At 52.7% G+C, this 25135-nt stretch carries 22 protein-coding genes; 12 read left to right on the plus strand and 10 right to left on the minus strand.

Going from position 1 to position 25135, the window contains the following annotated elements; all coding sequences use genetic code 11:
* The first annotated feature begins 14 nt into the window (after positions 1-14).
* Entirely contained in the window at positions 15-926 is a 912-nt protein-coding gene (locus B051_RS0105510) for a ClpXP adapter SpxH family protein (protein WP_018477184.1), read from the plus strand.
* 82 nt (positions 927-1008) lie between these two features.
* Here B051_RS0105510 and B051_RS0105515 read toward each other — a convergent pair whose 3' ends face one another.
* From B051_RS0105515 to B051_RS0105530, 4 genes are all read right to left on the minus strand, one after another.
* The gene (locus B051_RS0105515; protein ID WP_018477185.1) at positions 1009-1647 is read right to left on the minus strand and encodes a peroxiredoxin; all 639 of its coding nucleotides are present in this window, start codon (positions 1645-1647) and stop codon (positions 1009-1011) included.
* Between the two features lie 30 nt (positions 1648-1677).
* The gene (locus B051_RS0105520; protein ID WP_018477186.1) at positions 1678-2142 is read right to left on the minus strand and encodes a Fur family transcriptional regulator; all 465 of its coding nucleotides are present in this window, start codon (positions 2140-2142) and stop codon (positions 1678-1680) included.
* 261 nt (positions 2143-2403) lie between these two features.
* Entirely contained in the window at positions 2404-3177 is a 774-nt protein-coding gene (locus B051_RS0105525) for an enoyl-CoA hydratase-related protein (RefSeq protein ID WP_018477187.1), read from the minus strand.
* 262 nt (positions 3178-3439) lie between these two features.
* Positions 3440-4702, minus strand: coding sequence for an aspartate kinase (locus B051_RS0105530; protein ID WP_018477188.1), 1263 nt, complete (start codon positions 4700-4702; stop codon positions 3440-3442).
* Between the two features lie 91 nt (positions 4703-4793).
* Here B051_RS0105530 and fbp point away from each other — a divergent pair, with 91 nt between their 5' ends.
* Positions 4794-5819 (plus strand): class 1 fructose-bisphosphatase, encoded by a 1026-nt coding sequence (gene fbp / locus B051_RS0105535; RefSeq protein ID WP_018477189.1) that lies wholly within the window; start codon positions 4794-4796, stop codon positions 5817-5819.
* On the opposite strand, the gene B051_RS0105540 is transcribed toward fbp, so the two are convergent.
* The 4 genes from B051_RS0105540 to yihA form a co-directional block, all read right to left on the minus strand.
* The gene (locus B051_RS0105540) at positions 5816-6124 is read right to left on the minus strand and encodes a hypothetical protein (RefSeq protein WP_018477190.1); all 309 of its coding nucleotides are present in this window, start codon (positions 6122-6124) and stop codon (positions 5816-5818) included. The two genes, fbp and B051_RS0105540, sit on opposite strands and share 4 nt — an antisense overlap.
* Positions 6125-6204: 80 nt before the next feature.
* Positions 6205-6684, minus strand: coding sequence for a DUF5606 family protein (locus tag B051_RS0105545; protein WP_018477191.1), 480 nt, complete (start codon positions 6682-6684; stop codon positions 6205-6207).
* Positions 6685-6704: 20 nt separating this feature from the next.
* Positions 6705-7112 carry an energy transducer TonB gene (locus B051_RS0105550; protein WP_018477192.1) on the minus strand — a complete coding sequence of 136 codons (408 nt, stop codon included), beginning with the start codon at positions 7110-7112 and terminating at the stop codon, positions 6705-6707.
* 66 nt (positions 7113-7178) lie between these two features.
* Positions 7179-7796: a ribosome biogenesis GTP-binding protein YihA/YsxC gene (gene yihA, locus B051_RS0105555; RefSeq protein ID WP_018477193.1), complete on the minus strand. Its 618-nt coding sequence runs from the start codon at positions 7794-7796 to the stop codon at positions 7179-7181.
* 745 nt (positions 7797-8541) lie between these two features.
* Here yihA and B051_RS0105560 point away from each other — a divergent pair.
* The 5 genes from B051_RS0105560 (at position 8542) to B051_RS0105580 (ending at position 13205) form a co-directional block, all read left to right on the plus strand.
* Positions 8542-10509 (plus strand): OmpA family protein, encoded by a 1968-nt coding sequence (locus B051_RS0105560; RefSeq protein ID WP_018477194.1) that lies wholly within the window; start codon positions 8542-8544, stop codon positions 10507-10509.
* A 140-nt stretch (positions 10510-10649) separates the two neighbouring features.
* Complete coding sequence (gene ubiE / locus B051_RS0105565) at positions 10650-11372, plus strand: bifunctional demethylmenaquinone methyltransferase/2-methoxy-6-polyprenyl-1,4-benzoquinol methylase UbiE (RefSeq protein WP_018477195.1); 723 nt, start codon at positions 10650-10652, stop codon at positions 11370-11372.
* The gene (porT, locus tag B051_RS0105570) at positions 11321-12088 is read left to right on the plus strand and encodes a type IX secretion/gliding motility protein PorT/SprT (RefSeq protein WP_018477196.1); all 768 of its coding nucleotides are present in this window, start codon (positions 11321-11323) and stop codon (positions 12086-12088) included. Before ubiE ends, porT begins: the two co-directional genes overlap by 52 nt.
* A 4-nt stretch (positions 12089-12092) precedes the next feature.
* A complete protein-coding gene (locus B051_RS0105575; protein ID WP_018477197.1) occupies positions 12093-12842 on the plus strand; it encodes an SDR family NAD(P)-dependent oxidoreductase in 750 nt (249 codons plus the stop codon).
* Between the two features lie 93 nt (positions 12843-12935).
* Entirely contained in the window at positions 12936-13205 is a 270-nt protein-coding gene (locus B051_RS0105580; RefSeq protein WP_018477198.1) for a hypothetical protein, read from the plus strand.
* 136 nt (positions 13206-13341) lie between these two features.
* Here B051_RS0105580 and B051_RS0105585 read toward each other — a convergent pair whose 3' ends face one another.
* Positions 13342-14946 (minus strand): hypothetical protein, encoded by a 1605-nt coding sequence (locus B051_RS0105585; protein ID WP_018477199.1) that lies wholly within the window; start codon positions 14944-14946, stop codon positions 13342-13344.
* Positions 14947-15306: 360 nt separating this feature from the next.
* On the opposite strand from B051_RS0105585, the gene B051_RS0105590 reads away from it, so the two are divergent.
* Genes B051_RS0105590 through B051_RS0105605 form a run of 4 tightly spaced genes read left to right on the plus strand, consistent with a single transcriptional unit; the run spans position 15307 to position 22410 of the window.
* Positions 15307-16041 (plus strand): hypothetical protein, encoded by a 735-nt coding sequence (locus B051_RS0105590; protein WP_018477200.1) that lies wholly within the window; start codon positions 15307-15309, stop codon positions 16039-16041.
* 2 nt (positions 16042-16043) lie between these two features.
* Positions 16044-18818 carry a TonB-dependent receptor gene (locus B051_RS0105595; protein ID WP_018477201.1) on the plus strand — a complete coding sequence of 925 codons (2775 nt, stop codon included), beginning with the start codon at positions 16044-16046 and terminating at the stop codon, positions 18816-18818.
* A 6-nt stretch (positions 18819-18824) separates the two neighbouring features.
* Positions 18825-19979 carry a DUF4249 domain-containing protein gene (locus B051_RS20940; protein WP_018477202.1) on the plus strand — a complete coding sequence of 385 codons (1155 nt, stop codon included), beginning with the start codon at positions 18825-18827 and terminating at the stop codon, positions 19977-19979.
* A 10-nt stretch (positions 19980-19989) separates the two neighbouring features.
* Positions 19990-22410 (plus strand): hypothetical protein, encoded by a 2421-nt coding sequence (locus tag B051_RS0105605; RefSeq protein ID WP_157578521.1) that lies wholly within the window; start codon positions 19990-19992, stop codon positions 22408-22410.
* Positions 22411-22504: 94 nt separating this feature from the next.
* Here the strand turns inward: B051_RS0105605 and typA are convergent, their stop codons facing one another.
* Positions 22505-24316 carry a translational GTPase TypA gene (gene typA / locus B051_RS0105610; RefSeq protein WP_018477204.1) on the minus strand — a complete coding sequence of 604 codons (1812 nt, stop codon included), beginning with the start codon at positions 24314-24316 and terminating at the stop codon, positions 22505-22507.
* A 214-nt stretch (positions 24317-24530) separates the two neighbouring features.
* Here typA and msrB point away from each other — a divergent pair, with 214 nt between their 5' ends.
* The gene (msrB, locus tag B051_RS0105615; protein WP_157578523.1) at positions 24531-25088 is read left to right on the plus strand and encodes a peptide-methionine (R)-S-oxide reductase MsrB; all 558 of its coding nucleotides are present in this window, start codon (positions 24531-24533) and stop codon (positions 25086-25088) included.
* The last annotated feature ends 47 nt before the right edge of the window (positions 25089-25135 follow it).

The following is a 25135-nucleotide window of genomic DNA, read 5'->3' on the forward strand; positions in this document are numbered from 1 at the left end:
AAGATAAGAAGACCATGGAGACAAAACCAATCCTGTATTGCGATACAGAAACCGGAGTTTGCGAAATACCGACAACACAGGCAAGCATAGAAGATACGAATATCGCCTCAGTTCAAAAGCCAATCAAGCTGCTGTACTTCACAGACCCCATCTGCTCCTCATGCTGGGGTATCGACCCGCAACTGAAGAAACTGGCGCTGGAGTATGGGCCATACTTTGAGGTGGAATACCGCATGGGCGGCTTGCTGCCAAGCTGGGAAGCCTACGGCGGACGCGACGTGAACGGACCGGCCAGCGTAGCCCAGCATTGGGAAGAGGCCGGCGCCCACTACGAGATGCCGATAAACGGCGACCTGTGGCTCGAAGACCCGCTGCCATCCTCTTACCCGCCTTCCATCGCCTTCAAAGCGGCCCAGCTACAAGGCGAGGAAAAAGCCGGGAAATTCCTGCGAAGGATAAAGGAGATGATTTTCCTGGAGAAGAAAAACATTGCCCGCTGGGAAAACCTGGCGCTTGCCGCCGAGCAAACCAACCTGGATGTGGCGCAGCTCAAGGCCGATTTCGAGGGCGAAGCCATTGCGTTGTTCCAGCAGGACCTGGCGCTGGCGCGTCAGCTGGGCGTGCGGGGTTTCCCGACCATATTTGTGACTGACAAGAACGACAACCGCATCCTAATATACGGCTCCCGCCCTTACGAGCAGTACGAGCAGGCGCTGCTCCAGCTGCATCCGGAGGCGACGAAGCAGGCGTATGACACTGCCTACGCTTCGCTCTTTGGCAGGTATAGCACACTTACCACCAAAGAGTTCGCGGTGCTATCAAGTATGAAGACCGTTGAGGCTGAAACTCACTTGCAGGAGCTGCAAGCACAGGGTAAGATAGGAAAGTATGCTTCCAAGAATGGAGCCTTGTGGATGAAACAATAAGCGCACATCGCCCGCCTAAAAACAAAAAGCCCCTGCCAGAGCAGGGGCTTTTTGTTTGTGTGCTTCAGAAGAAGCAGGTTTCTTAGTGAGCAGATTTGCCAGCCAGGTAGTTGGAAACGCCTTCTTTTGTAGCCTGCATCGCTTCTTTGCCTTCTGACCAGTTGGCCGGGCAAACTTCGCCTTTCTCTTCGAAATACTGCAGGGCATCCACCATACGCAGGGCCTCGTCAATAGAGCGGCCAAGCGGCAGGTCATTCACTACTTGGTGACGCACGATGCCTTCTTTGTCAATCAGGAACAGGCCACGGTAAGCTACCGGCTCGCCTACGAAAGTCATCTCGCCTTCTTCGTTATAGTCGTAGTGGCCAGCCAGCACGTCGAAGTTAGAAGAGATGGTCTTGGTAGCGTCGGCCACCAGCGGATACTCCACGCCTTCGATACCGCCTTGGTTCTGCGGTGTGTTCAGCCATGCAAAGTGAGAGAAATGCGTATCGGTTGAGCAACCCACTACTGCTACGTTCTTGCGGTCGAACTCAGCCATTCTCTCCTGGAACGCGATGATTTCGGTTGGGCAAACAAACGTGAAGTCCATTGGGTAGAAGTAGAAGATAACGTGCTTTTTGCCGATGTACTGGTCAAGAGAGAAGTCTTCTACGAACTCACCGTTTACCACTGCTGTAGCTTTGAACGAAGGTGCTTTTTTACCTACTAATACTGCCATTTTTATTGTGTTTTTGGGTTATAAGAAAATCTATTTAGAAACTCGTTGTATAGTGACCTTTTTGTCGGGCTCTACTTTGCAGCCCATCAGCTGCACCGAGCAGCTCCTGAATTGGAAGTTCTCCATGTTGCGGGTCTTAAAGAACTCCAGCAGCAGCTGGTCTAGCTCCGCATCCTCAAAATCGATGATTTCTTTGGTGTTGCTGCAGTAGATGTGGCTGTGCGCCTCCGTGTTAGGGTCGTAGCGCTTGCCGCCTTCCTCGGTGAACACGCGGTTGATGAGGCCGCTCTCCACAAAGGTGTCCAGCGTTTTGTAAACCGTTCCCAGCGAAATGCTCGGGTTAGCCGGCTTCAACAGCTGGTATACCTCTTCGGCCACCGGATGCTGCCCGTGCAGCGCCATCACCGTTTCGAACACCACAATGCGCTGGTGTGTGGCTTTAAGGCCGCATGCCAGCAGGCGCTGTCGTAATTCGTCTCGGGTCAGGTTTTGCATCACTTAGATAAGAATGATTCTTACTTGGTAAAAGTTCCTGCAAAGGTAGGGGGTATTGTTGAAAGTTAAAAGTGAAGCTGCAAATCTTCTGCGTGAATGGGGGAACTTTAGGAGTGAAAAATTTGAGGAGTTTGAGAGTTTAGGAATGGAGAAGGAATTCTTGATTGTCATTCCGACGAAAGGAGGAATCTGTTACAGCAGTTATTTGTATAAGATTCCTCCTTTCGTCGGAATGACAGAAGGTATAACTTCTAAACTCAACTACCTTCCTTTGAACTCCGGCTTGCGCTTCTCCACGAAGGCGTTCATACCTTCGGTTTGGTCTTCAGAGGCGAAGCACAGGTAGAAGTTCTTGCGCTCGAAGTGCAGACCCTCGTCCAGTTGCGTCTCAAAAGAGCGATTCACTGACTCCTTGGCCAGCCTGGCTGCTACCGGCGACATTTGAGCTATCTCGCCTGCCAGTTTGAAAGCTTCCTCCAGGTATAGCTCCACTGGCACCACACGGTTTATCAGGCCCTGTTTCTCGGCCTCGTCAGCTGTCATAAACTTGCCCGTGAGTACCATTTCCATAGCCTTTGCCTTGCCAATGGCTTTGGTCAGACGCTGTGTGCCACCTGCACCTGGCATCACGCCAATCTTGATTTCCGGCTGGCCAAACATGGCTGTCTCGGAGGCGATAATCATGTCACAGGTCATGGCTAGCTCGCAGCCACCGCCTAGCGCGAAACCTGATACGGCCGCGATGATGGGCTTTTTGGTTTTGCGGATTTGGTCCCAGGTGGAGAACTGGTCCATGTTGAGCATGTCAATGGCGGTTTTGCCGGCCATCTGCTTGATATCAGCACCGGCGGCGAAGGCGCGCTCGTTGCCGGTAATGATGATGGCGCGTACCTCCTCGTTTTCGTCCAGCTCCTTGAGCGCATCGCGCAGCTCGCCCATCAGTTGCAGGTTGAGGGCATTCAGTTCTTTGGGGCGGTTGAGTTGGATGAGGGCCACGTGCGTACGGGCCTGTGGGGTAACAAGTATAAATTCCATAGTTTAGTCTGGTTATTGTTTCGGTGAATTTACGGCTTTTAGGTCAATCGGGAAAAGAGTTTCTGGCGAGGGATTTATTTCCGTGCCAAGGTATAGCGTTGCGTGTGCGACTCGTCAGGCGCAAACTTCTTAGCAGGTATAGGGAAGCTTTCGCTCACAGGTATAGGTATAGCTACATCTACGCCAGTTGGATTTGCGAACCCGTTGAGTCACAGACTCAACTTTACTCCTGGTCACGAATCTGGAGATTCGCGCCAGTTGCTTAACGGCACACAATCTGGAAGGTATTGCGGGTGCGCTGCTCCAGCAACACCTCTTTCCCAGCCATGATTTCCTGTATGCTGTCGTTGCTGTAGTTCTTGATGGTGTAGAGCTGCAGCTGCGTGTTGTAATGGATGCTGAACTGGTCCTGTAAGGTGTCAATCAGTTTTTGCAGGCGCTCCTCGTGCAGGTCGGTGCAGATGGAAAAGGAGATGGCCGAGTTCTGCATCAGGTTGATTTTGATGCGCAGCTCCGACAAGGCATTGAAAATAGTGCCCAGGTTCTTCTCGCTGATGAAGGCAAAGTCTTTGGCGCTGAAGGATACCAGGCATTGCCTGTCTTTGACGATGTAGGCCGGAGTCGTCACCTCAAACCGGCAATCGCAAATCTCGGTGCCTTCCCCAGCAGGGTCCAAAAAGGACTTCACATACAGCGGGATGCGCTTGTTGGCAAGCGGTTTTATGGTTTTGGGGTGTATGACGGAGGCGCCGTAATACGCCATCTCCACAGTTTCCTGGTAAGAGAGCAGGGGGTAGCGCACCGTATCAGCAAAACGCTTGGGGTCGGCATTGAGCAAACCCGCCACGTCTTTCCAGATGCTGAGGCTCTCCGCATCCAGGCAGTAGGCGAAGATGGCGGCGCTGAAGTCGGAGCCTTCACGGCCCAGTGTAGTGGTGAGGCCGTTGTTGGTGCCGCCCAGGAAGCCCTGTGTCACAACCGGCTGCTGCTCCAGCAGCGCTGGGAGGTCCCGTTTGATAACGCGTTCCGTCCAGGCCCAGTCCACGCGCGCCTCGCGCCAGGTAGTGTCTGTCTGGATATATTTCCGGCTATCAACCCAAGTGTTGGCTATACCTTGCTGCTGCAGGAAGTAATGCACTATAACAGAGGATAGTAGCTCGCCATAGCTGACCACCTGGTCGTATTGCTGATCGTAGGAGCCCTTTCTCTGGGTTGCAATTAGTTGCAGTTGTTGTTGCAACTGAGAAAACAGATGTTCGAGGCGCGCGTATACAGGGTGCCCCTGCTCCGGGAAAAGCTCATTAACAATAGTTGCATGGTATTGCTGGCTATGCCCAAGGGTGGCAGCGAAATCCTGCTGCTGGTAGGCCAAGTCAAACACCTGCTCCAGCGCATTGGTGGTTTTGCCCATGGCCGACACCACCAGCAAGAGCTGATTCGCCCCGTATTCCTTTACGATATGGGCCAGATTGCGCAGTGCATCGGCGTCTTTGACGGAGGCGCCCCCAAACTTGTATACTTTCATCGGTTTTGGCTCTTGCATCGTAAATGTAAGTATCCTTCGGTTATGTTTCAAAATATCATATTTTTGTAGCCATATATTTAAATATCACATCATGAATGACAAACTAGCGCTACCTGTCGGCACCACGCTTGATAGGTTTATTATGAGAAAGCAGGAGGACTTCCCTTTTGCCACCGGAGAACTGTCGCAATTGCTGCGCGACATTGCCTTGGCTGCCAAAATCGTAAACCGTGAGATTAACCGTGCCGGATTGATGGATGTGACTGGCGCCTATGGCCAGCAGAACGTGCAGGGCGAAGAGCAGCAGAAACTGGACGTGATTGCCAACATCCGCTTTATACGCGCACTTCGTAATGGCGGTGAGGTATGCACCATCATATCAGAGGAAGAAGAAGAAATCATCCATACCGGCAACAAGCGCGGCAAGTACATCGTGGCCATCGACCCTTTGGATGGCTCCTCCAACATTGATGTGAACGTGTCCATCGGCACTATCTTCTCCATCTACAGAAGACTGTCAGAGCCGGGCGAAGATGGCAATATGGAAGACTGCATGCAGAACGGCACGCACCAGATTGCCGCTGGCTACATTGTGTATGGTTCTTCCACTATGTTGGTATATACTACAGGACACGGCGTAAACGGCTTTACCTATGAGCCCTCGCTGGGGGAGTTCTTCCTGTCGCACCCGAACATGACCACTCCGAAAACGGGCACCATCTATTCCTGCAACGAGGGTGGCTACAACAGCTTCCCCGAAGGCATCAAGAACTATCTTTCTTACTGTAAGGAAAACGGTTACTCAGGCCGCTACATCGGCTCACTGGTAGCTGACTTTCACCGCAACCTGATTAAGGGTGGGGTGTACATCTATCCAGCCACGGCCAAGTCGCCGAAAGGCAAATTGCGCCTGTTGTACGAGTGCAACTCGCTGGCCTTCATCGCCGAACAGGCAGGTGGCAAGGCATCTGACGGGCATACCAGAATCATGGAGGTGGAGCCTACGGAACTGCACCAGCGCTCGCCGCTCATCATCGGCTCATCTGAGATGGTGAACAAAGTGGAGGAGTTTATGAAAGCTTCTGTGAAATCAGTTGACACAGTGGCTGCTAACTAATTCTGGCTATACCGGAAGCGAATCTGTGCTTTGAGCAGCTCGCGTTCCACAATCAAGCGGGCTATGTTTTCGGCCACCTCTCCTTCGGAGGCCGCAAGCATGGCCCGTTTTACGTTACGCTCGTCCACGTCTATACGGTAGAGGATGTGCAGCAGATGGTTCAGGTTCTGGCGTAACAGCTGCTGCACCATGCGCGTCACCTGCTGGTGCAGTTCCTCCTCACTGGAGGCCTGCAGATGGTCTGCCTCAAACACGCGCTGCAGCTGCCTGGCGGCACTGGAAAGCAAAGCCTGCGGATAGGACATAGGTATGCGTCAATATTAGGTATGGCTATAAATAGAAAAAGCCCTCTGTTGCCGGAGGGCTTTTTCTATTGTTAAAAATGCTACTTATCTTTCTTCTTTGCCTTTGATTCGGCTTTTACCTCGGTATCAGCCTCTGCTTCTTCACCGGCTGCCTCGTCTGCGGCAGGAGAGAATTCCAGGTGCTTGCTCACGATGGTGTACCAGTTAGCCAGCTTCTTCATGTCTGACACATACACGCGGTCTTCGTCGTACTCAGGCAGCACTTCTGCCATAAAGTCCTTCAACTCATCGTCAGACGGTTTCTCGCTCAGCGGCAGCTCGCCGTTGTATTTCTGGTGGATGCGGTCCATCACCTCGGCCAGGGGCACAGTAGTCTCCTCGTCGGTCGTGTAGATGGATATCTCGTCAAGCAGCGACATGCGGTGGCGCGCCTGTGCCACCATACGGGTCGGGTTGTCAGAGAGGCTTTCAACGATTACGCCGTTGCGGGTAGGCTTCACTATGCGGTAGAGTCCGCTCATGCCGGCAATGGCAGCAACTTGTCTTAAATCAATAGGCATAATAAGGTATAGAACTTTGGTTATAGTTTAAAGGTAATGGGCAGGCTGGCCACCATACCGAAGCCCGGGCCTGGCGCCTTGAACTTCAGCAGCTTGGCCACGCGCATGGCCTCTTCGCCGGTTCCGCCGCCAACATTTTTGAGAATCTTGAAGCCGGAAGTGGAGCCGTCCTCGTTGAGGGTGAAGCTGATGATGCACTCGCCCTGCATGCGGTTACGGCGTGCCATGGGCGGGTAGTTCAGTTCCTTGGCGATGAAGTTGTACATGGCCTCCTGCCCGCCTTTATAAAATTCGGCTACTGGAATGGCTTTGTCCGGCATCCACACTTTCTTTTCCTGCTCCGCCGGCTTGGCTCCTGCCGTCTGGGCTGTGGCCGCAAAGGACACAAGGGCAAATAAAAGAAACAAAATCGAGATTTTACTTTTCATAAGGGTAAAACAATTTAAGGTGAAGGTCACTGAGCGCCCCCTGGCCCTGTTCGCATACCCAATCCGCTATTGCTGCTGTTGTTGCTGCTGAACCGAGGCGTTCACCTCGTCTATGAAGTTGAGGATTTCGTCGCGGCCGTCCTTTTTCACGGCTGAGGTTTTGAACATGCGGGGCAGTTCGTCCCAAGTTTCCTGCATTTTACGGGTATAGGCGGCTATGGTTGAGTCCGTCTTGGAAGCCGACTGCTTGTCTGCTTTGGTGAATACCAGTACAAAAGGCACGCCAAGATTGCCGAGGTAGTTGATGAAGTCCAAATCCACCTGCATGGGGTCGTGGCGCGAGTCGATGAGCACGAACACGCAGGTCAGATTCTCCCGCTTCTGCATATAGTAGTTAATCATTTTGCGCCACTGCTCCCGCGACTCCTTGCCCACCTTCGCATAGCCATAGCCGGGTAAATCGACCAGGTACCATTGGTTGTTTATCAGGAAGTGGTTTATCAACTGGGTCTTGCCGGGCGTCTGGGAGGTCTTGGCCAGTCCCTTCTGCTCGGTCAGCATGTTGATGAGCGACGATTTGCCCACGTTGGAGCGCCCAATGAAGGCATACTCTGGTTTGTCGGCTTCGGGGCAGAGGTCTACCCGCGTGTTGCTCACTAAAAACTTAGCCTCTTTTATTACCATACTGCAAAAGCTTATGCTGCGCCTGGGTATACCTTGGCATTCCGGCAGGGCAGCTTTCTGTATATGTACGCATCGAGCACCATTTGGCGACGCCGTACAGTTGTGAACCACAAATTTACCATTATTTTATTTAACATGCAGGCCGCTCCATTTGTGGCGAGGGCGCCCTTGATTGATTGCCTCCTGAGTCACGGCAGGAGAAGCGGGAGCTATACATGGATTGCCTGTTCTTCTTTCGGCCGGCAAAATTTTAATTGGGCTTTTTCACAAAGCGAATTAGTGCTTTTCAGAAGGTGCGCAGATTTGTAGTTTTGAGGAGCGGGCGCAGGCTAGCAGGCAGAGGGATAGCAAGGTATGGCTGGGGGAGTGGTACTGTTCCAACAAATAAGTCATTTTGATATATTCCCGCAGTTAAATATATTTAGAAACTTAAATCCTGTTAGGTGTAGTTTTATATGTATATTTTCATATATTTGCAGGCTACATCAGAATGTATACCTGCAAAGTAGTGCAAAATACTATACCTTTGGTGTATCTGTAAAGCTAGTGGAGGCGTAAGGGATGGGTTTGTGAAGAATGGGTGCCAACAAGGGGCGAATATTTTAAATTAGAAGATACATCTTTTTTAATATTTAACGTATACCAACGGTGCAATAACGGCGTTAAGCAGCATAGGTCTATTTTTGATACCTTATTGACTCTTTCTAGCAAACAAACTATAATAGTATAACAAACCCTTTACAACATGGATAATTTAGCCAAATCATTTTCGCGGTTTTCTTTACTGCTGGCATTGGCTTGTCTGCTCGCTACCCCAGCAGATGCCCAGAGCAACAGAAAGCTGCTTAGAACAGGAACCAAATTTTTTGACCGCGAAAATTACAGAGCGGCTATACCTTATTATGAGCAGGTTTTAGCCAACGACCCCAACAACGCAGAGGCACTGTATTATGCAGGCATCAGCTACATGACCTTCGATAAGGAGAAAGCCGCCGACTACATCTACCGCGCACAGGCTGCCAAGCCAAACGTAGACCGTGACATCGAGTACTGGTTGGGCCGCATCGACCACATCAACTACCGCTTTGATGACGCCATCAAGCACTACCAAGCCTATATCCCGAACGTCCGCAAGCGTGACGACTGGCGCCGCGAGGAGGTAGCCGTGCTGATTCAGCATAGCCGTAACGCCAAAAACGAAGTGGCTAACCCGAAAGACGTTTTCGTGAAGAACCTGGGTGGTGTGGTGAACACACAATACTCAGAGCACAGCCCTGTCATCTCTTCTGATGACAACTACCTGCTCTTCACTTCGCGCAGCGCAGGCACCAACAGTTCCGCGTCCAAAGCCCGTGACGGTGAGTACTATGAGGACATCTACGAGACAAAAAGGGTAAACGGTGATGAGTGGGAGCAGCCTCGCTCTATTGCGGGTAACCTGGCCAGCTCTGGCCACGACGCCTCTATCCAACTGTTCGACAACGACACCAAAATGCTGTTGTACCGCTCCGTGAACAACGGTGACATCATGTACTCCGAGCGCCAAGCCGACGGCAGCTGGGGACAGCCAAAGAGCATCGGTTCTAACATCAACACAGCCGATTTCGAGTCTGATGCTTTCATCACACCAGACAACAAGACGCTTTATTTCTCTACCAGCCACTACTCCGAAGACGGTGACCTGGACATCTACGTATCACAGCGTCAGGCTAATGGCGAGTGGGGCAAGCCACGCAGCATGGGTAACTCCATCAACACCAAATTCGACGACGACAGCCCATATTTCGCCTCGAACGGAACGCTTTACTTTGCGTCGCGCGGCCACAACACTATGGGTGGTTACGACATCTTCGGTGCCAAATATGACTCCGTAGCCAGAAGATGGAGCCGCCCTGTGAACATGGGTTCTCCAATCAACACGCCTGACGATGACACCTACTACCGCCTGAGCCCAGACGGCAGCTACGCTTACCTTTCTTCTTACCGCATCGGCGGCTACGGCGAAAAGGACATCTACACCATCAACTATATCCGTGCGGCGCGTGTGACAGGCCGTGTGCTTTCAAGACAGGATAGCCTGGCTATACCTGGCCTAGAACTGGTTTTCAACGGCCAGCAGGCTGACAAACGCCCTATCTCTTACAGAGACGTGACCAAGCCAGACTCAGGTACCTATGAAGTGAGCATCCTGTCTGGTCGTCCGTACCAGGTGGAGATTGGCAGAGACGGCAAGGTCATCACGACTGAGGCGTTTGAGATGCCAATGGTGTTGAACGACACGACTGCCATCACGCACGACTTCTACATCGACTACGTGGACACTACCCGCGTGAAGCCTGGTGCTGCTATCGCCGAGCTGAAGAACATCTTCTACGATACAGACAAGTATGACCTGCGTGCCGAGTCAATCCGTGATTTGGATGCCGTGGCTGCTTACTTGAAGGCTAACCCAGGCGTGAACATCAGCATTGAAGGCCACACTGACTCCCGTGCAAGCGATGCCTACAACGAAAAGCTTGGTGATAACCGCGCCAACGCCGCTTTCGATTACCTGGTGAAGCAGGGCATCTCTCCAAGAAGAATGGTGACTGTGACTTACGGCGAACGCCGTCCGGCTGCTCCGAACACTTCTGCTGAGAACATGCAGTTGAACAGAAGAACCGAGTTCAGAGTTATCCCAAGACAGACAGAGGAGACCACTCCGAACCAATAAGTACAGGGCAACCTTTCCGAAACGATTAAAACAGGCTGGGCAGACGCTCAGCCTGTTTTTTTGTGAATAATGGAACATAAACCATGCAGAATAGTTTCAGGAACAGTATTTTTGCCTTACGTTTACCTTAGCAAGAACCCATGGCGGTAGTCCCTTACAAAGACCAGAACAATGACAAGAAGTCGCAGGTGGCCCAGATGTTTGACAACATCGCCGGCAAGTACGATTTCCTGAACCACTTCCTGAGCGCTGGCATCGACATCATCTGGCGGAAAAAGGCGGTGAGCCTGCTCGCTCCCGAGAAGCCGAAGTTCCTGCTGGACATAGCCACCGGCACCGCTGACTTCGCCATTGAGGCGCTGAGCCTGCAACCTGACAAGATAGTTGGGGTGGACATATCGGAGGGTATGTTGGCGGTAGGGCGGCAGAAGCTGCAACGCAAGGGCCTAGACAAGAAGATAGAGCTCCGATATGGCGACTCCGAGAACCTGCCGTTCGAGGACAACACGTTTGACGCCATCACAGTGGCTTTTGGCGTGCGCAACTTCGAGAACCTGAAGCAGGGCTTGGCCGAGATGAACCGTGTGCTGAAGCCTGGAGGAACAGCCGTGGTGCTGGAGTTTTCAAAGCCGCAGAGCTTCCCCATGAAACAGCTGTATCAATTTTATTTCAAGAATATACTACCGGTGGTGGGTCGGTTCGTTTCTAAGGACCGCGCCGCCTATACCTACCTGCCCGAGTCGGTGCAGGCATTCCCGGACGGCAGGGACTTTTTGAACATCTTTGAAGAGGTCGGATTTAAAACAACAAAATGGCATTCACTTACATTTGGCATCAGCTCCATCTACACCGGAAAAAAATAACGGTAGCAGGTATACTGCTCCTTTGCCTGCTGGGGGCTACCGAGGCGGAGGCGCAGAGAAGGAAGAAAATCATGGCCGAGAACAAGCCCGGCTATGACGAAAAGCGCATACACTACGGTTTCTACCTGGCCATGCCGCTCACCAGGTATAGCATTGAGCACTCACAGGCATATGCAGACCAACTACCCAATGGCATTAAGGTGAACCCAAAGTTCAGTCCGGGCTTCTATACTGGACTGGTGCTGAACGTGCGCCTGTTTGATTACCTGGATGCCCGATTTGTGCCAGGTGTAGGCTTCTATGGACGTGAGACAGAGTTTACTGAAGGTGGGGCGAATGGAGGAGAAGAACCGGGTTTCGATGGCGTTATTGTGAGCTCCACTATGGTAGAACTCCCCGTGTTGCTGAAGTATAGGTCCAAGCGCCGTAATAACTTCCGGCCATACCTGGTAGCCGGCGTGAAACCAGGTATAGACTTAGGCAGCAGGAAAGACACGTCATCCGGTGGTACGAAACTTAAAACCGAGAAGTATGACCTTGCGCTGGAGTATGGCGTTGGGTTAGACATCTTCTACCCGTACTTCAAGTTTGCGCCAGAACTCCGGTTCTCGCATGGCCTTTTCAACCAGAAGGACGAGTCCTTCTCGAGCCCCCAAAGCGACCTGATTGACAAGATGACCAACCACAACATATCGTTCATACTTTTCTTCGAATAGATTCATGTCCCGTATCGCACTCGTTACCGGAGCTACCTCAGGTATAGGCAGAGCCACTGCCATTGCCCTGGCCAAACAGGGGTACAGCATCATAGCAACAGGCCGTAGATCGGAACGCCTGCAGGAACTGCAGCAGCAAATCACAGAGGTGCCCGTGCATACGCTGCAGTTTGATGTGCGTGACAGAGCAGCGGTGAGCGAAGCCATCAGCAGCTTACCAACAGAATGGAGGGCGATTGATGTGCTGGTGAACAATGCAGGCAATGCCCACGGGCTCTCCTCCATTCAAAACGGAGCCTTGGAAGACTGGGACGCCATGCTGGACATCAATGTGAAAGGCCTGCTGTATGTGACGCATGCCGTGCTGCCGCTGATGCTGGCGCAGAAGAAAGGCCACATCATCAACATTGGTTCTATCGCTGGCAAAGAGGTATACGCCAACGGAAATGTGTACTGCGCTTCCAAGTTCGCCGTGGATGCCATCTCCAAGGGCATGCGCATTGATTTGGTACAGGAAGGCATCAAAGTATCGGAGGTGAACCCGGGACTGGTGGAGACAGAGTTCTCTGAGGTGCGTTTTAAAGGTGACAAAGCGAGAGCCGCCACTGTCTATCAGGGGTATGAACCGCTGAGAGCCGAGGACATCGCTGATTTGATTGCGTTCATGGTAACCCGGCCAGCCCATGTGAACCTGGCGGAAGTGCTTATCCTACCCGCTGCCCAGGCGTCCGCCACGGTGGTGCACAAGCAGTAGCCATTCAGCCGGACAACCCCTCCCTCAGCAGGCCCGTACCTAATGAGGGAAGTCTGTAAGGCATACAGACCGTTGTTGACCGAAAACTGAATTATGATGGCAAACGAAAAGAAAAACTCGAGCGAGCAGAATAAGAAACCAAACAGTAACGCCAACGCACAGCCCATGCCGGACAATCACTCCAATACGGCGAACCACAAAGGAGCAGTAGACCTGGGTACAGATGGCACTAAGGCGACGGCCAGCCAGCAACAGGGGCAAGGCTCCTGGGGCGCCAAAGACCACGACAACCGCAACGGTAGCAGAAGCGGCTCCGGTGGAGGTGGCCAAGGCGGCAAGAACAAGACAGGCAAAGAAGACTAACCCAAGGTATACCAGTAAACAAAACGAGCCGGCTAGGTATAGCCGGCTCGTTTTGTTTACTGGTATAGTCAGAAGAAAGGCTATGCACAAGTAGTAGTGGCGCAGAAGCCAGCGTGGATGAGCAACCAGGTATAGCTTAGAACCCTTCCCGGTCAAAAGCGTGTACCTTGACTTTGTGTGTTGTCTTGTCCTTTGTTTCAGGGCCGAATTCAATCTCGTTTCCGCGGCTGGTATCGTACACGATGGTGTGTCTCGACCACCCTTTCCGGACACGGGAGGTATCTTCTATCTTGTCTTCGCCTCGTCCACCCACAATCACCACCTTTATACCCCTGTCCACTTCGCCGCTTACCTCGAACTCATCGTCCTCGGCCAGGCCATGTAAGGTGATTTGCTTTGTCTCACTGCGCTTGAACACCCGGTGGTATACCTGTTTGTCGTCATCCAAGCGGTATACCGTGACCGATGTCTCCTCGCCGTTGAGTCGCTTCACCTCAAACTTGTCTTCTTTGTCTGTGCCGATTACGAGGGCATCTTTGGCAAGATTTAGGTAAAACTCCCGTGCTGCCTCCGGAAGCAAGTCCCTTCTGTTCTTGAGCTTCTGGACGGTGCTTGGCCCAACCAGCCGGTGCACCGAGTCGGGGAACTGCCTTACAGACCGCTCAATCACTTCATCGGTAAGCGCTGCTTGCAACTCACGGGCCAACTCCTGGAAGTCCTCAGAGTTCAGCTCGGTCATGGCGCGGGCGTCAATGAACTGGGAGTTAATCATGAGCGCGTACACATCTTTGTACTCCTTGTCGAAAGACTCGAATTTGCGTATGGCCCACTTGCGGCTGAACAGCCAGGGAATAATGCCGTCGTCGAATTGGAAGAAGGCGTTGTCCCGGTCCTTAGGTATAGGGCTGTAAATGGTGTTGCCGCCCTCCTCTGCTACAGCCCATTCCCACTGCCCCTCGTGCCGGTCCCAGTCGTTGATGAGGATGTCGAAGAGGCGCGCCTTGGCGAAGGCCTTTTGGTTGATGAAATGGTCGTCGTCGCCGAAGCGGTTTTTGAGCATCTTCTTAGAACTGGCTATGTCCTTTGCCTCTCCGGTCAATTGGTCAGGTATGGATTTCTCATCGTTGTACTTCTCCTCAATCAGGTATACGCCATCCTGGAACTTGTCCTGGTGTTCACCAAATGTGGTGTCAGAAGGAAGCACATATACCAATTGGGGAGTGGAATGCGGTATGCCAGCCGCCTCGGCCATGGGAGGCAGCACCAAAGCTGCGTACGGGTTTATGGCCGAAGTCTGGTCGCGGAGCACATTGGTGACGAACGACTTGCGCCAGAGAGGAGGCAGTACCGCCAACGGGTCCTTATCAAGGGAGCGGAGGGCGTAGGTAAAGCCATCCTTGTCGGCGAGAGTCAGGCTGGTGGTCTGCATGCCGCCACCAAGCTTTTCGATGGAAAGGCCGCCTCTCGTGCGGGTCATGTCGAACACCTCTACCTTTACGGGAGCCGCCCATACGTCGCGGTAATGCTTGCCCCAGAAGAAGGTATGGAGCCCGCTGCGCTTGTAATGCCGGCCGGCCTGTATGGTCACGCTGTCAACATCCGATGGGTTCGTCTGTTTGAGTCTCTCGTATTGTTCAGCGTCCGTGATGGGAGTGGGGGTGAAGAAATTGCTTCTGGCGCAACCAGAGGCTAAAGTCAGTATACACGCATACAGTGCAGCGTGCAGCAGGTGGTTTTTCATACAAGGTATGTCAATCGCTATATATGTGCTATCTAACGTAATCCATTTATAAAGTTTTCAGGGGAGCGGAAGTATAATTCTAAAAAGGGCTGCCATTCTGGTGCAATTCTCCCCCGCTATACAGGCCGGTTTGTCCCTGTTCATTCCTGCATCTTCATACTCAGACGACAACATAAGTAGTCGTTGCCTACGTCTTCGTCTGCCGCACAAGTAAGATTTGGAGCTGCACCTGTACCATAAGTTTGGCACATAGCCGCTGCAGGCAAGTCCAAAGGAGAATATGTTTTTTTGCTATTAAGGTTAAAACTTTAAAATATAGCCATATATTTATAGGCAATACTCTGCGTTTCCCCAGAATTCATGATTCGTTTTCCGTTTTTCCTGCTGTTCTGCCTGGTCAGCATTGCGCCAAAGGCATGGGCCATTTCTTCAACTTCCGACAGCACCGCTACCAAAAGCCCCCTGTATCACGCTATCAGCAAGTACCACGAGGCCATTGGCAGCCAAGCCAGCCTGTTCAAAGGTGCGGAGTACCTCGACTATAAATACCAAACAGAAGGCCATCCTTTCTTCCTGATGAACCACTGGGGGGAAGGCTGCATCGAGTTCGACGGCATGGAGTATGCGGGTGTTGCAATGCTGTACGATGTGGTGGATGAAGCGGTGGTTGTTGCGTTGCAGAACGTGTCAGAGGGTATTTTCAGCAAGATTCGGGTGGATTTGGACCGCGTGCAGCGCTTCACTTTCAAGGGGCATACTTTCGTGCGGCTGGAGCAGGACAGCGCGGCCGCAGGTATGGCAACCGGTTTCTATGACATGCTCTATACAGGTGACTCCAAGGTGGTAGCCAAAAGGCACAAAGCCACTAAAAAGGAGGTGGCTTTGCTGGTTTACTCAGTCGATGACAGTTACTTCATTCGCAAGGATAACCAGTACCACGCCGTGAAAAGCAAAGCTTCTGTGTTGAAGCTGTTCAAAGAGCATAAGAAAGAGCTCTCAAAGTACCTGCGCGACAACGGGATAAACTTCAAGGGTGACCGGGAACATGCCATCGTCCGCCTGGCAGCCCAATACGATATTCTTCAAAACAAGTAAAAATGAAACAGCTTTACCGCCTACTCCTTTTCTCCATCGCATGCATGCTGGTCATGCAGGAGGCTGCAGGGCAGAGCACAACCAGGCAAACCATCAGCGGGAGCTTCTCAGGGCTATCTTTCACCCAGTTCGTAACACAGGTTGAAGCCCAGACGGATTACAGGTTCTATTACAACCCTACCGTTCTGGATAGCCTGACTGTAGACCTGCAGGCACAGCAACAGCCGCTGCCAGTGGTGTTGGACAGGATTTTTCAGGGCACTGCCTATCAGTATGCCATTGATGCCCAAGAGCGGGTGTTTGTGGTGAAGAACGCAGATTTGCAAGCAACACTTCCAGAAGGCTTTTTTGCCAGGGGAGACGAGGAGGCCAGCGATGAGAAGGTGCCTGATTTCATGGCGGGCGCTGCGGGCAAGAAGCTGATCGGCAGCTCTGATAGCAAGCTGTATGAGATAGGCATCCGCACAAACAACCTGAAGCCGGGCAATGCCACCATTGCGGGCACTGTAGTCAACGCAAAGACAGGAGAGCCGGTGATAGGGGCTGTCGTGCTGATAGAAAACCCTTTAACGGCCGTCTCCACCAATGCCTTCGGATTTTATTCGCTCACGCTGCCACGCGGCAGGCATGAGCTTAAAATCAAGAGCGTGGGCATGCAGGAGGCCAAGCGGCAAATCATACTGTACTCCGACGGCAAGTTCAACGTGGAGCTGCGCGAGGATGTAGTGTCGCTGAAGGAGGTGCTGGTGGAGGCTGACCGAGACAAGAACGTATCAGGCCTGATGATGGGCGTGGAGAAGCTCGACATCAAGACCATGAAGCAGGTGCCCACTGCCTTTGGCGAAGCGGACGTGCTGAAGGTGGTGCTCACCCTGCCAGGCGTCAAATCCGTGGGCGAGAGCTCCACAGGGCTCAACGTGCGCGGCGGTGCCACTGACCAGAACCTGATTCTCTTCAACGATGCTCCGGTGTACAACCCCTCGCACTTGTTCGGCTTTTTTTCAGCCTTCAACCCCGATGTGCTCAAAGGCGTGGAACTCTACAAGAACAGCATACCTGCTAAGCATGGCGGCCGACTGGCCTCTGTGCTGGAGGTCACCAGCCGCGATGGCAACAAGAAGAAATTCGCCGGCTCAGGAGGTATAGGCCTGGTGTCCACACGCCTTACACTGGAGGGTCCGATTATTAAAGACAAGACCTCTTTCCTGGTTGGCGGGCGCACCACCTACTCGGACTGGCTGCTCAAAAAGCTGCCCAACGACAAGTACAAGAACAGCAAAGCCTCGTTCTTTGACGTGAACGCCAACATCAGCCACGAGATAAACGAAAAAAACAGCCTGTACGCCTCCGGTTACATGAGCGGCGACAAGTTCAAGCTGGGCTCTGATACCCTCTATACCTACCAGAACCAGAGCGCCTCGCTCCGCTGGAACCGGGTATTCACCAACAGCCTGTATGGCGTGTTCTCGGCCGGGTATAGCAGCTACAAGTACAACGTGGCAAGTGAGCGGGTGCCGGTCAATGGCTTTGACCTGGCCTACGACCTGAATCAATCCAATGTAAAGGCTGATTTCACTTACTACCCTAACCCGAAGCACGTGGTGGACTTTGGAGCCAGCTCCATTCTGTACAGGATGAAGCCCGGCAGCTACCTGCCAAAGGGTGCTGAGTCGCTGGTGAAGCCGGACGTGCTGGAGCCGGAGCAGGGCGCGGAGAGTGCCATCTACATCAGTGACCAGTACGAGATTAGCCCGCGCTTCTCTGTGTCAGTGGGCTTGCGCTATTCTTTCTATACCTATCTGGGTGCCAAAAACGTGCGGCAGTACGCCCCGGGTGCTTCTAGAAGCGAATTCTCAGTGGTGGATACTGTTTCGTATGGGTCGGGAGAGGCCATCAAAACCTACCATGGGCCGGAATACAGGTTCTCTGCCAGGTATAACCTGAATGAGAACACCTCCATCAAGTTCGGCTATAACCGCATGCGCCAGTACATCCATACCCTCACCAATACCACCACCGTGTCACCGACGGATGTCTGGAAGCTGAGTGACTCTTACATCCGACCGCAGGTGGGCGACCAGTATTCCATCGGCCTGTTCCGCAACCTGCGGGCCAACACCATCGAGGTATCGCTGGAGACCTATTACAAGACCATGCGCGACTTCCTGGACTTCAAGAGCGGGGCCAGGCTTATCATGAACCACCACATCGAGACGGACATCATCAACTCCAGAGGGCAGGCCTACGGCGTTGAGGCGATGGTACGCAAATCATCTGGCAAGCTGAACGGCTGGGTAAGCTATACCTACTCGCGCTCTCTGGTGAAGTCGAACGATGCCAACTCCCCGGAAGTGGTGAACAAGGGCAGATACTATCCGAGCAACTTTGACAAGCCACATGATGCCACACTGGTAGGCAACTACCGGTTCAGCCGCCGCTTCAGCACTTCCGTTAACGTGACCTACAGCACCGGGCGCCCTATCACGCTGCCCATGGGCAATTACGAGATTGGCGGCGCCAGGCGCGTGTACTACTCAGACCGCAACCAGTTCCGCATCCCGGATTATTTCCGTACCGACGTAGCGCTCAACATCGAAGGCAACCACAAAATCAAGAAGCTGGCCCACAGCTCCTGGACCGTATCGGTCTATAACCTGACAGGGCGCAAAAACCCCTACTCTGTGTACTTCATCACCGAGAACGGCAAAATCAAAGGGTATAAGATGTCCGTGTTCGGCCAGCCTATACCTACAGTCACCTACAACTTCAAATTCTAGCACAGGATGAATACTATTTACAAGCTGTTAACGCTCTGGGTGGCTACGCTGACGTTGCTCACTGGCTGCGTCGAGCCCTTCGAACTGCCTGAGTCGGCGCCGGACGAGAGCCTGCTGGTGGTGGACGGGCACGTTAACCTGGAGCTGGGCCAGGCTATGGTTCGGCTTACGCGCACCCAGAACCTGAATGAGGAGGGAACCCCGCCAGCGGAGACGGGAGCGCAGGTCAGCGTGGAGAATGAGCAAGGGGAAAGCACTGGCCTGATAGCCCAGCCTTATGACGACGGACTCTACATGTTCACTGGCATCCGGCTGGAATATGGCGAGAAATACCGCCTGCGAATCAAGACAAGAAGCGGACGCGAATACCTTTCTGAGTTTGTGTCAAGCCAGAAGACTCCTGCCATCGACAGCCTGACGTGGAATGTGGAGCGCGAGGGGGTGCAGGTGCGTCTCAATACCCACGACCCCCGCAACAGTACCCGCTACTACCGCTGGGAGTACGAGGAAACCTATGAGTATACAGCCGCAATGCAGTCCAATTGGCTGTATGAGGCAGGGCAGGTAAGGTGGAGAACACCAGCAGAGAGCATCTTCACCTGCTGGAAGACAGAACCTTCCACCAACATCTACCTTGGAACGAGTGTGCAATTGGCGGAGGATGTGATACGGGACCTGCCCCTTGCTTTCGGCAATGGCAACTCCCGAAAATATTCCAAGAAGTATAGCATTCTGGTGAAGCAATACGGTATCAGCAGGGAGGAATTCGAATACTGGCAGATGCTCAAGCGCAATACGGAGAACGTAGGCTCGCTTTTCGATGCGCAACCCTCGCAGGTGACAGGCAACATAGCCCGCGTGGACGGAGGCAATCCCGAGGAGTCGGTGTTCGGCTACTTCAGCGTCCGTTCTATGAGCACGAAGCGACTGTTTATTTCTGTTGATGAGCTTTCAGCGCATGGGTTCAAGAAGGAATACCAAAGCTGTGATTACATAACGGTCGGTTTTAGACAGTTGGCAGAATACATGAACTACAACCTCATTCTGGATGAAATACCCCCTTCTCCGGGAGGCGGGCCAGCCTACATTATTGCCCCTGTAGCATGTGCCGACTGCCGTGTACTTGGAGGAGAGAACAGGAAACCAGTTTATTGGGAGTAGAGAAATGTATATGAGAACCTTTATACCTATTAAAAGCCTGCTCCTGTTGGGGCTATACCTGATTTGTAGCCAGTCAGTCTATAGCCAGGAAGATAAGCTAAAGTCGTTGAAAGCTGATTTCGAAATCTATGCCAACAAGACGCTGCAGGAGAAGCTGTACATGCATACCGACAAGTCAGCTTACCTGGCCGGCGAGACCATGTGGTTCAAGCTCTACAATGTAGATGCCATCAGCAACAGCCCCATCAACATGAGCAAGGTGGCTTACGTGGAGGTGCTCGACAAAGAGAACAATCCGGTACTGCAGACCAAGGTGTCCATGAGCCAAGGCAACAGCGGGGGAAGCCTCTTCCTGCCTGCCACCCTCAACTCAGGCAACTACGTCATCAGGGCCTATACCAACTGGATGAAGAACTTCAGCAGCGATTATTTCTTCGAGAAGCCACTCACGATAGTCAATACCTTTAAGAAGTTGGGCTTGGGTGCCGAAGACCTATCTGTGACCTACGACGTGCAGTTTTTCCCGGAAGGCGGGCAGCTAGTGAACGGACTGGAAAGCCGGGTTGCCTTCAAGGCCGTTGACAAACACGGCAAAGGTTTGAAGTTCGAAGGTATAGTGCTTAACCAGCGTAACGACACGGTGGCCCATGTGCATACTCACAAATTCGGGATTGGTAATTTCTACATGACACCCGCCCAGGGCGATACCTACAAAGCAGTGCTGCACGGGCCGGAAGGACAGATTATCACCCGTGAACTACCTAAAGCCTATGACAGGGGTATGGTCATGCACCTGACGGAGGCTGGTCCGGAGGAACTGCGGGTAACGGTTCGCGCCATACCTGCCACCGCCGGCCTGGAACCGCAGGTGGTATACCTGCTCGCACATACACGCCACGAAGCCAAAGTAGCCGACATGCGCCTGCTCGACCACCAAGGCGAGGCCACCTTCGCTGTGGCGAAAAGCGCGCTTGGAGAAGGTATTTCGCACCTGACCGTTTTCAATGGAGCCAAGCAACCGCTGGCCGAGCGGCTATACTTCAAGCGTCCGCAGCAAGGGCTTCGCATACAGGCTGCCACTGACCGGAAAGAGTTTGCCTTGCGTGCTCCCGTGGACCTGAAGCTAGAAGCGAACAGCCTGATGGGGACCGCTGCGGTGGCGGATATGTCTGTGGCGGTGTATAAAGTGGATTCCCTTAATGCCTACGGCCAACAAGGCATCATGAGCTACCTCTGGCTTACCTCTGACTTGAAAGGCAGCATTGAGACTCCGGACTATTATTTTACAGAGCGTGGAGCAGAAGCGGACATTGCACTGGACAACCTGATGCTGACGCACGGCTGGCGCCGTTTCAAATGGGAGAACGTTCTGCAGAACGGACCTGTGGCGTTGGCCCATGTTCCCGAATATGGCGGCCACCTCATTCGTGCCAAGGTAACGGATGCAAAGACTGGCAAGCCGGCACAGCGGGTACTGACTTACCTATCAAGCCCTTCGCGCATGGTGCGCCTCTACAACTCCCGCAGCAACCAGCAGGGGGAAGTGCTTTTTGATGTGAAGAACTACTACGGCAGCAACGACATCCTGCTGCAAGCCGCCCCCTCAGGCGACACGACCTATAAGGTACAGGTAGAGAATCCGTTCTCTGCTGCTGCCCCATCCACTAAGTTGCCAGTGTTCGATTTGTCAGAGCGCCTGCAGCAGCACCTTCAAGCCAGTAGTATACACCTGCAGGTACAAAACCACCATGTTCCGCCAGCCTCCTACAGGCTCAGTGCACCGGTGACAGACAGCGCCGCGTTTTATGGCAAACCGGACCGGGTGTTCCTACTCGATGCCTATACCCGCTTTCCGGTGATGGAGGAGGTGATGCGCGAGTATGTGCAGCCGGTGATGGTGCGCAAGCGACAGGGCAAGTACCACTTCTACGTGCTGGATGGCCCGCGCAATACCTATATGGAGGAGGAGCCGCTGGTACTACTGGATGGCATACCGGTACTAGACACAGACAAAATCATGGCTGTGGACCCACGCAAAGTGGAGCGACTGGAGGTTATCTCCCGCAAGTACTTCCATGGCACGCAGGACTACAGTGGCGTGGTGAGTTTTATAACTTACGCCGGCGATATGGCTGGACTGGAGATAGACCCGACAGCCCTGTTGGTAGAGTATGAAGGTATGCAGTTGCAGCGCGAGTTCTACAGCCCGAAGTATGACAGCCAGGAGCAGGCCCAGAGCAAGCTACCCGACCTGCGCAACCTGCTCTATTGGTCTTCCAATTTGCAGACGGACAGAGAAGGGAAGAGGCAACTCCGTTTCTATACCTCAGACCAGGAGGGAACTTATGTAGTGGAAGTGCAAGGCCTTACCAAAGATGGAAAGGCTGGTTCCGGACGCTATACCTTCGAGGTGAAGCAGCGGGTGCTGTAGCGAGCGTATCAGCAGCTATACCTGAAAGCAGGGCAATAAAAAAGGCCCTGCTCATGAGCAGGGCCTTTTTTAATATTAACATAGTGGGCTATACCTACGCCACTTCTTCTTTCTTCGACATGCGGTTACGCTCGTTCTCGTCGAGGTAAATCTTGCGCATACGCAGGCTCTTTGGCGTCACCTCCAGGTACTCATCCTTCTGGATGTATTCCATGGCTTCTTCCAGAGAGAAGTTTTTGGCAGGTGCAATCTTGGTGTTGTCGTCAGAGCCGGAAGCACGCATGTTCGTCAGCTTCTTGCCCTTCTGTATGTTCACCGTGATGTCGTTCTGGCGGTTATGCTCACCAATCACCTGGCCCATGTATACCTCTACACCTGGATCAACGAAGAAAGTACCTCTGTCTTGAAGCTTGTCAATAGAGTAGGCGGTACCAGGACCGGTTTCCATAGAAATGATGGAGCCGTTGTTACGACCAGGTATAGAACCTTTGTAAGGCTCATACTGAAGGAAGCGGTGGTTCATGATGGCCTCACCGGCAGTAGCCGTCAGGACGTTGTTACGCAAACCAATCAGGCCACGTGAAGGAATCGTGAACTCCAGGTGCTGCAGGTCGCCTTTCGGCTCCATCACGTTCAGTTCACCTTTGCGCATCGATACCAGCTCAATCACCTTACCGGCTGTTTCTTCTGGCACGTCTACTACCAATTGCTCGATTGGCTCATGGCGCTGGCCGTCTATTTCTTTGTAGATTACCTGTGGCTGACCTACCTGAAGCTCGTAACCCTCGCGCCGCATGGTCTCAATTAGTACTGACAAGTGGAGGATACCACGACCGAACACCAGGAACGTGTCCTCACGGTCGGTTTCCTGCACGCGCAGGGCCAGGTTTTTCTCCGTCTCCTTGAACAGGCGGTCACGCAGGTGGCGTGATGTCACAAACTTACCCTCTTTACCGAAGAAAGGAGAGTTATTGATGGTGAACAGCATGTTCATGGTTGGCTCATCAATCGAGATGCGTGCCAGCGGTTCAGGGTTCTCTGCATCGGCGATAGTGTCACCAATGTCGAAGCCCTCTATACCTGTCACGGCGCAGATTTCACCGGCTGATACTTCCTCAACCGACTTTCTGCCCAGGCCTTCGAATATCTGAAGCTCTTTGATGCGTCCTTTCTTGATGCTGCCATCCGCCTTGCAAAGCGAAATAGGCATACCTTCCTTCAGCGTGCCACGGTGCACACGGCCTATGGCGATACGGCCCACGAAAGAAGAATAGTCAAGTGACGTAATCTGCATCTGTGGCGTGCCTTCACGGAATGGAGCGGCAGGAATCACGTCGATGATGGCATCCAGCAGTGGCGTGATGTTATCAGTTGGTTGTGTCCAGTCGGTGCTCATCCAGCCTTGCTTGGAAGAACCGTACAGCGTGGTGAAATCCAGCTGGTCTTCTGTCGCGTCCAGATTGAACATCAGGTCAAACACCTGCTCGTGCACCTCATCAGGGCGGCAGTTCTCTTTGTCTACTTTGTTTACCACCACAATTGGCTTCAAGCCTAGTTGGATGGCTTTGCCCAGTACGAAACGGGTCTGTGGCATGGCACCTTCAAAGGCGTCCACCAGCAGGAGTACACCATCGGCCATCTTCAGGACGCGCTCCACCTCGCCGCCGAAGTCGGCGTGACCAGGTGTGTCAATCACATTGATTTTAACGCCTTTGTAACGAACTGATACGTTCTTAGAAACGATCGTGATTCCGCGCTCGCGCTCCAGGTCGTTGTTGTCCAGAATCAGGTCATCAAAGTGCTGATGGTCAGCGAACAGCTTTGAAGCGTGGATGATTTTGTCCACGAGCGTTGTCTTGCCGTGGTCTACGTGTGCGATGATCGCGATATTTCGAATATTTTGCATTGAATTGATTTTTCGAGCCGCAAATGTACAAAAAAGGGATTAGACTTCAGTAGTCCGCTCGAAATAAACAGGTTAGGTAATTAATAAACTTTTCTCCCAAAGCCCTATGGCTGTCGGTATGGAGCAAACATTGTTGGTCTTTTCTTTGTTCATTATATGATGAAATACTTGAGGGACCCAAGTCAGGTGCCTTCCTTATTGCGTAAAACAAGGTATGAAGCTATATTATATGTTCTTTATTGTATTACTAATGAGTATGTTGGCCTGCAACCAACAGGAGAATCCAGCTGTGGATGCCAGCGCCTATACCACCGCCACTTCAGGTGATGCGCCTTTGAGCGATGCCAAGACCGACGCCCTCAACAGCGACACCATGCAGGATACCGTGGTGAAAACCGAGGCGGAATGGAAGAAGCAGCTGACGCCGGAGCAGTACTATGTGCTGCGGCAGAAAGGCACGGAGCGGGCCTTCAGTGGCAAGTACAACGACTACAAACAGAAGGGCACCTATACCTGCGGCGCCTGCGGAAACCCCGTCTTCACCTCCGATACCAAGTTTGACTCCGGTACCGGTTGGCCTAGCTTTTTTAAACCTATCTCTAAAAAGCATGTGAAGGAGGTGGAGGATAGGGAACTGGGCATGGTGCGTACGGAAGTGGTATGCGGCCGCTGCGGCTCCCACCTGGGCCACGTGTTCGACGACGGTCCCAAACCGACCGGCCTGCGCTACTGCCTCAACTCTGTCGCTCTGGGCTTCAAAAAGTCGGAGTAGGTTGAATGGTTGATGGTTAAATTATTGATTGTTCTTTGAGCACGATT

It is taken from the genome of Pontibacter roseus DSM 17521, assembly GCF_000373265.1.
Classification (GTDB): Bacteria; Bacteroidota; Bacteroidia; order Cytophagales; family Hymenobacteraceae; genus Pontibacter; species Pontibacter roseus.

Coding starts and splice junctions, on each gene's coding strand:
- msrB (WP_157578523.1), top strand. CDS start 24,531: ATGAAGCTATATTATATGTTCTTTATTGTATTACTAATGAGTATGTTG.
- fbp (WP_018477189.1), top strand. CDS start 4,794: ATGAATGACAAACTAGCGCTACCTGTCGGCACCACGCTTGATAGGTTT.
- B051_RS20940 (WP_018477202.1), top strand. CDS start 18,825: ATGAATACTATTTACAAGCTGTTAACGCTCTGGGTGGCTACGCTGACG.
- B051_RS0105510 (WP_018477184.1), top strand. CDS start 15: ATGGAGACAAAACCAATCCTGTATTGCGATACAGAAACCGGAGTTTGC.
- B051_RS0105525 (WP_018477187.1), bottom strand. CDS start 3,177: ATGGAATTTATACTTGTTACCCCACAGGCCCGTACGCACGTGGCCCTC.
- typA (WP_018477204.1), bottom strand. CDS start 24,316: ATGCAAAATATTCGAAATATCGCGATCATCGCACACGTAGACCACGGC.
- B051_RS0105560 (WP_018477194.1), top strand. CDS start 8,542: ATGGATAATTTAGCCAAATCATTTTCGCGGTTTTCTTTACTGCTGGCA.
- B051_RS0105515 (WP_018477185.1), bottom strand. CDS start 1,647: ATGGCAGTATTAGTAGGTAAAAAAGCACCTTCGTTCAAAGCTACAGCA.
- B051_RS0105530 (WP_018477188.1), bottom strand. CDS start 4,702: ATGAAAGTATACAAGTTTGGGGGCGCCTCCGTCAAAGACGCCGATGCA.
- B051_RS0105585 (WP_018477199.1), bottom strand. CDS start 14,946: ATGAAAAACCACCTGCTGCACGCTGCACTGTATGCGTGTATACTGACT.
- yihA (WP_018477193.1), bottom strand. CDS start 7,796: ATGGTAATAAAAGAGGCTAAGTTTTTAGTGAGCAACACGCGGGTAGAC.
- B051_RS0105590 (WP_018477200.1), top strand. CDS start 15,307: ATGATTCGTTTTCCGTTTTTCCTGCTGTTCTGCCTGGTCAGCATTGCG.
- B051_RS0105575 (WP_018477197.1), top strand. CDS start 12,093: ATGTCCCGTATCGCACTCGTTACCGGAGCTACCTCAGGTATAGGCAGA.
- ubiE (WP_018477195.1), top strand. CDS start 10,650: ATGGCGGTAGTCCCTTACAAAGACCAGAACAATGACAAGAAGTCGCAG.
- B051_RS0105545 (WP_018477191.1), bottom strand. CDS start 6,684: ATGCCTATTGATTTAAGACAAGTTGCTGCCATTGCCGGCATGAGCGGA.
- B051_RS0105550 (WP_018477192.1), bottom strand. CDS start 7,112: ATGAAAAGTAAAATCTCGATTTTGTTTCTTTTATTTGCCCTTGTGTCC.
- B051_RS0105595 (WP_018477201.1), top strand. CDS start 16,044: ATGAAACAGCTTTACCGCCTACTCCTTTTCTCCATCGCATGCATGCTG.
- B051_RS0105580 (WP_018477198.1), top strand. CDS start 12,936: ATGATGGCAAACGAAAAGAAAAACTCGAGCGAGCAGAATAAGAAACCA.
- B051_RS0105540 (WP_018477190.1), bottom strand. CDS start 6,124: ATGTCCTATCCGCAGGCTTTGCTTTCCAGTGCCGCCAGGCAGCTGCAG.
- B051_RS0105520 (WP_018477186.1), bottom strand. CDS start 2,142: ATGCAAAACCTGACCCGAGACGAATTACGACAGCGCCTGCTGGCATGC.
- B051_RS0105605 (WP_157578521.1), top strand. CDS start 19,990: ATGAGAACCTTTATACCTATTAAAAGCCTGCTCCTGTTGGGGCTATAC.
- porT (WP_018477196.1), top strand. CDS start 11,321: ATGGCATTCACTTACATTTGGCATCAGCTCCATCTACACCGGAAAAAA.